Source organism: Shewanella sp. T24-MNA-CIBAN-0130, assembly GCF_040310185.1.
In the GTDB taxonomy this organism is placed as follows: Bacteria; Pseudomonadota; Gammaproteobacteria; order Enterobacterales; family Shewanellaceae; genus Shewanella; species Shewanella psychromarinicola.
In genome coordinates this window covers 1-9428 of record NZ_JBEOPP010000095.1, presented here as the reverse complement: position 1 = coordinate 9428, position 9428 = coordinate 1, and the positions used below count along the sequence as shown (strand labels likewise).

The 9428-nt window shown below is 42.6% G+C and carries 9 protein-coding genes; all 9 read left to right on the top strand.

The annotated features are described in order from the left end of the window. Positions 1 to 213: 213 nt before the first annotated feature. The 9 genes from nadC to mutT all read left to right on the top strand — a co-directional run bounded on the left by nadC (position 214) and on the right by mutT (position 8772). A complete protein-coding gene (nadC, locus tag AAEZ02_RS21235) occupies positions 214 to 1092 on the top strand; it encodes a carboxylating nicotinate-nucleotide diphosphorylase (protein ID WP_351124909.1) in 879 nt (292 codons plus the stop codon). Between the two features lie 993 nt (positions 1093 to 2085). Then, positions 2086 to 2538 (top strand): pilin, encoded by a 453-nt coding sequence (locus AAEZ02_RS21230; protein WP_351089326.1) that lies wholly within the window; start codon positions 2086 to 2088, stop codon positions 2536 to 2538. Between the two features lie 107 nt (positions 2539 to 2645). Beyond that, a complete protein-coding gene (gene pilB / locus AAEZ02_RS21225; protein WP_351124906.1) occupies positions 2646 to 4352 on the top strand; it encodes a type IV-A pilus assembly ATPase PilB in 1707 nt (568 codons plus the stop codon). Positions 4353 to 4459: 107 nt separating this feature from the next. Continuing rightward, on the top strand, positions 4460 to 5737 hold the full coding sequence (locus tag AAEZ02_RS21220) for a type II secretion system F family protein (protein WP_351124903.1): 1278 nt from the start codon (positions 4460 to 4462) through the stop codon (positions 5735 to 5737). A 52-nt stretch (positions 5738 to 5789) separates the two neighbouring features. Beyond that, the gene (locus tag AAEZ02_RS21215) at positions 5790 to 6716 is read left to right on the top strand and encodes a prepilin peptidase (RefSeq protein WP_351124900.1); all 927 of its coding nucleotides are present in this window, start codon (positions 5790 to 5792) and stop codon (positions 6714 to 6716) included. Beyond that, on the top strand, positions 6713 to 7342 hold the full coding sequence (gene coaE, locus AAEZ02_RS21210; RefSeq protein ID WP_351124897.1) for a dephospho-CoA kinase: 630 nt from the start codon (positions 6713 to 6715) through the stop codon (positions 7340 to 7342). Before AAEZ02_RS21215 ends, coaE begins: the two co-directional genes overlap by 4 nt. Then, positions 7335 to 8069 (top strand): cell division protein ZapD, encoded by a 735-nt coding sequence (gene zapD, locus AAEZ02_RS21205; protein ID WP_351079344.1) that lies wholly within the window; start codon positions 7335 to 7337, stop codon positions 8067 to 8069. The genes coaE and zapD overlap by 8 nt, the downstream gene beginning before the upstream one ends. A gap of 42 nt (positions 8070 to 8111) precedes the next feature. Continuing rightward, the gene (yacG, locus tag AAEZ02_RS21200) at positions 8112 to 8321 is read left to right on the top strand and encodes a DNA gyrase inhibitor YacG (protein ID WP_101033769.1); all 210 of its coding nucleotides are present in this window, start codon (positions 8112 to 8114) and stop codon (positions 8319 to 8321) included. Between the two features lie 52 nt (positions 8322 to 8373). Then, positions 8374 to 8772: an 8-oxo-dGTP diphosphatase MutT gene (gene mutT, locus AAEZ02_RS21195; RefSeq protein ID WP_351079347.1), complete on the top strand. Its 399-nt coding sequence runs from the start codon at positions 8374 to 8376 to the stop codon at positions 8770 to 8772. Positions 8773 to 9428 lie beyond the last annotated feature (656 nt).

Below are 9428 nucleotides of genomic sequence, written 5' to 3'. Positions count from 1 at the left end.
AGTGTAATTTGTTTCATAGGGCTATGATGATCCCATTTGGGACAAAATCAAGCATTTTCAATGATCACGGGTATAGATGCATATAAGTGTCAGTATATAGCCAAGTTATGCTAATCTTTAACAAATGCTTTTTGCAACAAACACCCCATTGAACACTCTGTTGAACAAGGTTATCATTTAGCCTTATCACGTTCTTTAGCAAGGACTTAGCTTATGTTAGAAAACGATATCCGTCATGCTGTGCAAACAGCGCTTGATGAAGACTTAGGTCACACGACCCACAATACTATCCACGATATGCTTAATGCCGATATTACCGCCCAGCTTATCCCAGCAGATAAACATGTTTCAGGCGCGTTAATCACCCGCGAAGATGGGGTTTTTTGTGGTAAAGCGTGGGCAGAGCAAGTCTTTAATCAACTGGGCAGTGAAGTGGTGCTGCATTGGCATGTTGATGACGGTGATTTAATTGTGGCCAATCAATTGTTATGCGAACTCTCTGGCCCAGCACGGGCTATTTTAACTGGCGAACGTACTGCAATGAACTTTATTCAAACCTTATCAGGGGTTGCCAGCTTAACAAAGTTGTACGTGAATAAGCTCGTGGGTACTCATACCCAATTACTCGATACCCGCAAAACTATCCCAGGACTGCGCACCGCCCAAAAATACGCGGTAACTTGTGGTGGCGGCAGAAACCACCGCATAGGCTTATTCGATGCTTTCTTAATTAAAGAAAACCACATTATGGCTTGCGGCGGCATCTCCCAAGCCATTACAGCAGCACGCGCGTTAGACAGTCACAAACCAGTCGAAGTCGAAGTCGAGTCACTTGCAGAACTCACTCAAGCACTCGATGGCGGCGCCGATATCATTATGCTCGATAATTTCGACGTGACTATGATGGTCGACGCTGTCAGCCTTAATAATCGCTATAAAAACCAAGGTAATGGCGCTAAATTAGAAGTTTCAGGCAATGTCACCTTAGACACTCTAGCCTCTTTCGCGCAAACAGGTGTAGATTACATCTCTGTCGGCGCACTGACTAAGCACGTAAAAGCCTTAGATTTGTCATTGAGATTAAAAAGTTAACCATAAATGTAAGATCCTAGGGCGGACTGCGTCCTGCTAAGGTGCTAGGGCGTGACTACGTCACTGCTAGGATCGCTGCGCTGCTAGAACGGACTGCGTCCTGCTAGGACAGCTTCGCTGCTAAGATTTTATAGCCTCTAGCCGCATAGCGTCCTAGCAGCGAAACGATCTAGGCTTTGTGCTTTTTGCTTGTATAGAATCTAGCAGCGTAGCGCTCTAGTATCTAGGCTTTTAGCTTTTATAGCCTCTAGCAGCGTAGCGCTCTAGCCTCTAGGCTTTTAGATTTTAGATTTTAGATTTTAGCTTGGGTATAAACCTGTCAGATTTCTCCCCCCAAAAGCGCCAATAAAACGCCTTTGTTGCTTTTTTGTCAAAAAAACACTTCTTAACCCAGAGAAGTCAAAAATAATTTATCGCATAATGTACGGGAAATGTGAAAATAGAGCGTTTTTAGACATTTATTTTTTATTTAGCCGTTAACCCTATTCCATTTTGTAACAGTTTATATTAACGTTTACCTTGGCGAGTTGGCCTTTCAGCCATGCACTGTACTCGTTAGATTGTAAATAACGTCAAAATACTAACAATTAATTAACATTTACTTTGTAACCACACTAGCAGATGTTATTTTGTATCTTGTTAACATTGACCTATTTACTCTATGTTTACCACTCAGCCTAAATGCTCTATTAAATAAATAATCGGCTAGCATTGTTTGCGGTTAACATGGTTATTACCTATGTGTTGTATATTGTGCCATTGTGCCAAAAACAGCATAGACAGAGATAACCATGGTCAACACAAGTAACGCTGGCACTATAATAATCGTGGTCATCTAGTATCTAGTATCTAGCACCACACAATTGTGCTTTACGGTTTTAGGCAAATGGAATGCCAACTACTTCACCTAGTTACTAGCAATAGTTACTAGTCTAAGTGAAGCTTATAGATATCGAGGATTGATACGACCCTAGCCTATTTTACGGAGAGAAAATGAAAAGTATCAATCAAATCAAAAACGCTAAGGGCTTTACGCTTATTGAATTAATGATCGTCGTCGCGATCATCGGTATTCTTGCAGCAATCGCATTGCCTGCTTATCAGGATTACACCGTTCGTTCACAGGCTGCATCCGCACTTCAAGAAATAACCTCTGGGAAAGTAGGCTTTGAGCAAGCGGCAGTTGAAGGTAGAACACCGAATACAACAAGAGACAGCGCTGGTTTTATTGGTGTTGGTACAACGACAACATATTGTTCAGCGGTTACTGTAGTGGTTCCTACTGCCGCCGTTGGTGGTTCTCTAGCATGTACAACTCAAGGCGGTAACGTCGCTAAGTTTGATGGTAAAACTATTACACTAACTCGCACACTTCAAGGGGTTTGGAGTTGTACATCTGATTTAGATGCGACCTATTTACCTGGTAAGTGTACTACAGCTCCTTAAATTGGGCTAAAAAACATAGGCAGCTTATGCTGCCTTTTTTGTCTTTGGCTATAAAAGTATTTATGTCATAATTTAAAAATATCATTATGTTATCAAGGTAAATAAGCATGTCGTCTGCGGGATTAAATCTTGGTCTCTCCACATTATTTATAAAAAAAAACCTGTTAACAGAAGAACAGGTTGCGGCCTCGATTTCCCAATCTCGTAAAACCAAAGTTTCGCTTGTCACCACCTTAATTCATTCTAAAATGTTGTCTGCTCGTGAAATTGCCGAGCTTTGCTATGAAGAATATGGCACCCCGTTACTCGATTTAACCGAATTTGATCTTGCAACAATAGCCGAAGAGTTATTAAACAAAAAACTCATCGAAAAACATAAGTGCTTACCGCTATTTAAACGCGGCAACCGCCTCTATATTGCCACCTCAGATCCAACCAATATTGCCGCACTTGAAGATTTTCAATTTAGCTTAGGGCTGCATGCTGAAGCGATATTAGTTGAAGACGACAAACTGCTTAAAGCCTTAGAAAAAATACTCGAAGAAGACATTAGCGGTCTTGGATTAGAAGGCGTTGACGAAGAAGCTCTTGCAGGTATTGAAGTCGCTAATACCGAAAGACATGATGAGCCGACCGGTGACAGCAGTGACGATGCGCCGATTGTTATCTATATTAATAAAATTCTCACCGATGCCATACGTAAAGGCGCTTCTGATTTACATTTCGAGCCCTATGAGAAGCGCTACCGTATTCGCTTTCGTATCGACGGTATATTACATGAAGTATCCGAACCACCAGTCAATCTGTCCAACCGGATTTCAGCCCGCTTAAAGGTGATGTCAAAACTGGATATTGCCGAGCGCCGCTTGCCCCAAGATGGCCGCATAAAAATGAAGCTGTCGCGGACCAAATCAATTGATTTTCGTGTCAGTAGCTTGCCGACCATTTGGGGCGAGAAAATTGTGATGCGGATTTTAGACTCATCTTCCGCCCAGCTGGGGATTGAAAAGCTCGGTTATGAAGATGATCAAAGGCTGTTATACGAAGAAATGCTCGCTAAACCTCAAGGAATGATTTTAGTCACCGGGCCTACCGGTTCCGGTAAAACAGTGTCCTTATATACCGGCCTTAATATTCTTAATACCGAAGAGCGTAATATCTCCACCGCAGAAGATCCGGTCGAAATTAACCTCGAAGGGGTCAACCAGGTCCACATTAACTTAAAGGCCGGCTTAACGTTCGCTTCGGCGCTGCGCTCATTTTTACGTCAAGATCCTGATGTGGTGATGGTGGGTGAAATACGCGACTTAGAAACCGCCGAAATAGCGATTAAAGCAGCGCAAACCGGCCATTTAGTATTATCAACCCTGCACACTAACTCGGCAGCAGAAACCTTAACTCGTTTAATTAATATGGGCGTACCGGGTTATAACATTGCTAGCTCAGTCAATTTAATTATTGCCCAACGCCTTGCCAGGCGCTTATGCCCGGAATGCAAGCATGAAGAAGAAATCCCTGTTGCTGAAATGCAACGCTTAGGTTTTACTGAAGCCGATATAGCCAATGGTTTTACGGCATTTAAACCCGTAGGTTGTGAACTCTGCTCAGGTGGCTATAAGGGCCGGGTCGGTATTTACGAAGTGATGAAAATGAGCGATGAAATTGCCCGGATCATTATGGAAGGCGGCAACTCGCTGCAAATAGCTACCCTCGCTAAACAGCAAGGCATGCGTGATCTGCGCCAATCTGGGTTACTCAAAGTGATCCATGGCGTTACCAGTATCGCCGAAATTAACCGTGTCACTAGCTTTTAATTAGTCTACAGTAGAAAAGTCTGCTCTTTCGATAAATCTCGTTTTGTAATAAGACTCTAGAGGTGATGACCCTGGAGTAAGAGTTCAATAATAAAAGGACTGGCTCAATGGCCACAGCAACAGCGGCAAAAAGAAAGCTAAAGGCGAAGGCGAAGGCGAAAAAAACTATCAAACACCAACCTAAGGTGTTTACTTACCAATGGAAAGGGGTTAATCGTGATGGCCAGCGCACTTCGGGTGAGCTAAAAGGCGCCTCTATTGCTGAAGTTCGCAGTATAATAAAAGCCCAAGGTGTCACCCTAAAAGGGGTACGCAAAAAGTCAGCCCCATTATTTAAAACAGAAAAAAGTATCACCGCAATGGACATTGCGATGATCACCCGCCAAATAGCCACCATGCTTGCTGCGGGCGTGCCCTTGGTCACTACCCTTGAACTGCTTGGCCGCGGCCATGAAAAAGCCAAAGTGCGCGAATTATTGGGCACTATTTTATCTGATGTCCAATCCGGTATTCCACTTTCGGATGCGCTAAGGCCACACCGTATATACTTTGATGATCTCTATGTTGATTTAGTCGCTGCCGGCGAACATTCAGGATCGCTGGATGCGGTATTTGATCGCATAGCAACCTATCGCGAAAAAGCTGAGCAGTTAAAATCAAAAATAAAAAAAGCCATGTTCTATCCTGCTGCAGTCGTTATTGTGGCCATCTTAGTAACCTCGTTATTATTATTATTTGTGGTGCCCCAATTTGAAGAAATCTTTAACGGCTTTGGGGCTGAACTGCCGGCCTTTACGCAATTTATTATTGGCATATCTCGCTGGTTGCAGGCCTCTTGGTATTTCTTTGTTATCGCGATTATCGTCGGCATCTGGCTATTCAAGAAAACCCATAGAACATCCCAGAGCTTTCGCGATCGAATCGATGTAATGCTGCTAAAAATCCCCGTGATAGGTGATATTCTCCACAAAGCCTCAATGGCGCGTTTTGCCCGTACCTTATCAACTACCTTTGCTGCTGGGGTGCCATTAATTGATGGTTTAGAATCTGCCGCGGGCGCGTCAGGTAATTATGTGTATCGTAAGGCACTACTAAAAGTACGCCAAGAAGTGATGTCCGGCATGCAGATGAATGTGGCGATGCGCACTACCAAATTATTCCCTGACATGCTGATTCAAATGGTGATGATTGGTGAAGAATCCGGCGGCTTGGACGACATGCTCAACAAAGTGGCTAATATCTATGAGATGCAAGTAGATGATGCTGTTGATGGACTATCAAGTTTAATAGAACCGATTATGATGGTAGTGATTGGTACTCTCGTCGGTGGTTTAATTGTCGGTATGTATTTGCCTATTTTTGAAATGGGCAATATTGTCGGCTAAATAAATATGACCAAGTATAAGAATAAGTATAAGAATAAGTATAAGAAGAATAATGACTGAATTTATCTCAACTTTTGTTGCCACAATGAGCCAATATCCTTGGGCATTTGTGGCGATTAGCTTTATTTTTGCGGCCACCATTGGCAGCTTTCTCAACGTAGTGGCTCACCGTTTACCTGTGATGATGAAACGAGAATGGCAAAGTGAATGTAATTTTTATCTCAATGAATATCATCCAGATATTGTCGAGCAAGTAGGCAATGATCGCTTAACTAAAGCCATCGATCCCTTTCCGAAAAAATACAACCTCATCGTGCCAGGTTCTGCCTGCCCTAAATGCAAAGCCGACATTAAACCTTGGCATAATCTACCTATATTGGGCTGGATGATGCTTAAGGGAAAGTGTGCCGATTGCAACACCCGTATTTCAATCCGCTATCCGATTATCGAACTGCTCACCGGAGTATTGATTGCCACATTAGCTTGGCACTTTGGCCCAACATGGCAATTTTTCTATGCCAGTATTTTAACCTTTGTTTTGGTGGCATTAACGGGTATTGATCTAGATGAAATGCTATTGCCCGATCAACTCACCTTACCAATTCTTTGGTTAGGATTAATCATTAACCTTAAAGGTATTTATGCTAGCCCTGAAGACGCTATTATCGGCGCTGCGGCTGGCTATTTAAGCTTGTGGTCAGTATTTTGGTTATTTAAATTGGTGACGGGCAAAGAAGGCATGGGATACGGTGACTTTAAATTATTAGCCTTATTCGGTGCATGGTTAGGCTGGCAAATGCTGCCATTAATTATTCTATTATCATCGCTAGTGGGCGCGGTAGTTGGCATAACCATGATTATGGCTAAGCGGCTCAGCAAGGGTAACCCAATCCCCTTTGGTCCTTATATTGCTTTAGCGGGATGGATAGCCTTAGTGTGGGGACATGACATCCTCAATTGGTATCTGAGTACCTTATGATGTTAAAAAAGTTTATCGTGGGCTTAACGGGCGGCATTGCCAGTGGTAAAACGACTGTGGCGAATTTATTCGCGCAATACGGCATAGACTTAGTTGATGCCGATGTTATCGCCAGAGAGGTTGTCTCAACCAACTCTGATGGGCTCAAAGCAATAACAGAGCACTTTGGCCAGGCTATTTTGCTAACCGATGGCAGCCTTGATAGAGCGGCTCTGCGTACACAAGTTTTCGACAATCCCGAACAGCGACTGTGGCTTAATAATTTACTCCACCCTATGATCCGCCAGAAGATGCTCGACCAAGTACAAACATCGACCTCAGCATACGTAATAATGATAGTGCCCTTGCTATTTGAGAATCATTTAGATAGTTTAGTGGATACGACTTTGGTTGTAGATATTGCCCCAGAGTTACAGATATCAAGGACGATACAACGTGATGGCGTCAGTAAACAACAAGTTGAGCATATTCTGGCGAGTCAAATGACCCGAGAACAGCGGCTTGCTCAAGCTGATAATATTATAGATAATCAAGGAGATCATGAGGTGTTGCGCAGTCAAGTATTTGGTCTGCACCAACAATACTTACAACAGGCAGCCGATTTAGAAACTAACGTCCATGACTGATTTAATCTATGAGCAACCATTAAATGAAAAAATACGCAGTTATCTGCGTATAGAAAACCTTGCCTTACAGTTAAAACTGCATGCCGAACAAGATAATCAACATCAATGTTTTGCCCCGTTATTTTCTCTTGCAGAGCTAACAGAACGTTGTGATTATCGCACGGATATATTAAAAGATATTGATAAACAAATTCAGTTAATTTCCCATTGGCGTACAAACTCAAATGTTGATAACGCGCAAGTGGATCAACTGACCGAAAGACTGATTGCATTGAAATCGCCGCTGCAAGCACAAGAAAGAATTGGTTGTAGCCTAAAACAAGATAAGTTTATCTGTTCATTACGACAGCGCTTCAATATGACCGGGGCATACTGTAATTTTGATTTTCCTCAGCTGCACTTTTGGCTAGACAAAGACTGGCAATATCGACAGCAAGATATCGAAAATTGGCGGATGCAATTTCAGCCACTATTAGCCCCAATCATGCTACTGCTAGAACTGATTAGAACGACAGCAGATTTTAGTTTATGCCAAGCACCAGTAGGGTTCTATCAAGGCAGCTCACCGCAGCCTCTGTCATTAATCCGTGTAAAAATAAACCCCAACCAAAATTGCTATCCTACAATCAGTGGCAATCGAAATCGTTATGCCATTCATTTTGTCGATTTCGATTTACATCGTCATACAAGTGAAACTGTTGAGTTCTCACTAGCAACCTGCACCTAAACACTTTACCATCACGAGTAAGATTAATAACCAAGAATGATTATGCCTTTAACAGTAGTAAACTGCCCAATTTGCAGCACCAAAGTTGAATGGAAAGACGACTCCCTATTTAAGCCTTTTTGCAGTGAACGTTGTAAACTTATCGATCTTGGTGACTGGGCGAGTGAAAAACATGCTATTCCGGTTAAGCACGATATAGACCTAGATCTGTTGGATGATGCTGGTTTTGATGAAGGTGACTTCTTTAAATAATCCGTTTAAACAATCTATTCAAACAATAAGAAAGAAATAGTAAGGGCAAAACATGCAAAAGAGAATACATGTTGCTGTCGGCGTTATTATAAACCAACATAAACAAATTTTATTAGCCAAGCGTCATGACCATTTACATCAAGGTGGAAAATGGGAATTCCCGGGTGGTAAAGTTGAACAAAATGAAACGGTAACTGCCGCTTTAATTCGTGAATTGAAAGAAGAAGTGGATCTTGATGTAAACAGCACAACAGCATTTATGGATATCAGCCATGACTATCCAGATAAGCAGGTAAGACTTGATATCCACTTAGTGACTGATTTCAATGGCCAAGCAACTGGCGTTGAAGGACAACAAATACAATGGGTTGAATTACAATCCATCTCTGAATATGAGTTCCCTGAAGCCAATAAACCTATTTTAGATAAGCTGTTAACCCTGCCTTGGTAAGTCATATTGATAAGTTGTGTAATGACAGCTTATTAACCGATTCAAATCACTTCAACATGCTAGTTTCAAAGCGAAATACCTAAATGCTAGGACGCTACGCTGCTAGAGGCTATAAAATCTTGGTAGCGAGCGGTAGCAAGCGATGACGAGAGATAACAATCGAGCGAAATGCCTAGAGGCTAGGACGCTGCGCTGCTAGATGCTATAAAATCTTGGTAGCGAGCGGTAGCAAGCGATCACGAGAGATAACAATCGAGCTAAAAGCCTAGAGGCTAGGACGCTACGCTGCTAGATGCTATAAAATCTTGGTAGCGAGCGGTAGCAAGCGATGACGAGAGATAACAATCGAGCTAAAAGCCTAGAGGCTAGGACGCTACGCGGCTAGAGGCTATAAAATCTTGGTAGCGAGAGGTAGCAAGCGATGACGAGAGATAACAATCGAGCTAAAAACCTAGAGGCTAGGACGCTGCGCTGCTAGATGCTATAAAATCTTGGTAACGAAGCTGTCTCTATCCGTGAGCACAGCGTTCGCTTGTTATCGTTTCTGAAGCTATCCCTAGCAGGACGTAGTCCGCCCTAGCAGCGAAGCTGTTAAATTGCAGACGTAAAAAAGCCCGCTATATAATAGCGGGCTGTTTCACTACTCTTTCGAGTAA

What these genes read in the sequence shown, in the direction of transcription:
- pilB (WP_351124906.1), top strand. Translation starts at nt 2,646, where the DNA reads ATGTCGTCTGCGGGATTAAATCTTGGTCTCTCCACATTATTTATAAAA.
- coaE (WP_351124897.1), top strand. Translation starts at nt 6,713, where the DNA reads ATGATGTTAAAAAAGTTTATCGTGGGCTTAACGGGCGGCATTGCCAGT.
- AAEZ02_RS21220 (WP_351124903.1), top strand. Translation starts at nt 4,460, where the DNA reads ATGGCCACAGCAACAGCGGCAAAAAGAAAGCTAAAGGCGAAGGCGAAG.
- AAEZ02_RS21215 (WP_351124900.1), top strand. Translation starts at nt 5,790, where the DNA reads ATGACTGAATTTATCTCAACTTTTGTTGCCACAATGAGCCAATATCCT.
- AAEZ02_RS21230 (WP_351089326.1), top strand. Translation starts at nt 2,086, where the DNA reads ATGAAAAGTATCAATCAAATCAAAAACGCTAAGGGCTTTACGCTTATT.
- yacG (WP_101033769.1), top strand. Translation starts at nt 8,112, where the DNA reads ATGCCTTTAACAGTAGTAAACTGCCCAATTTGCAGCACCAAAGTTGAA.
- mutT (WP_351079347.1), top strand. Translation starts at nt 8,374, where the DNA reads ATGCAAAAGAGAATACATGTTGCTGTCGGCGTTATTATAAACCAACAT.
- nadC (WP_351124909.1), top strand. Translation starts at nt 214, where the DNA reads ATGTTAGAAAACGATATCCGTCATGCTGTGCAAACAGCGCTTGATGAA.
- zapD (WP_351079344.1), top strand. Translation starts at nt 7,335, where the DNA reads ATGACTGATTTAATCTATGAGCAACCATTAAATGAAAAAATACGCAGT.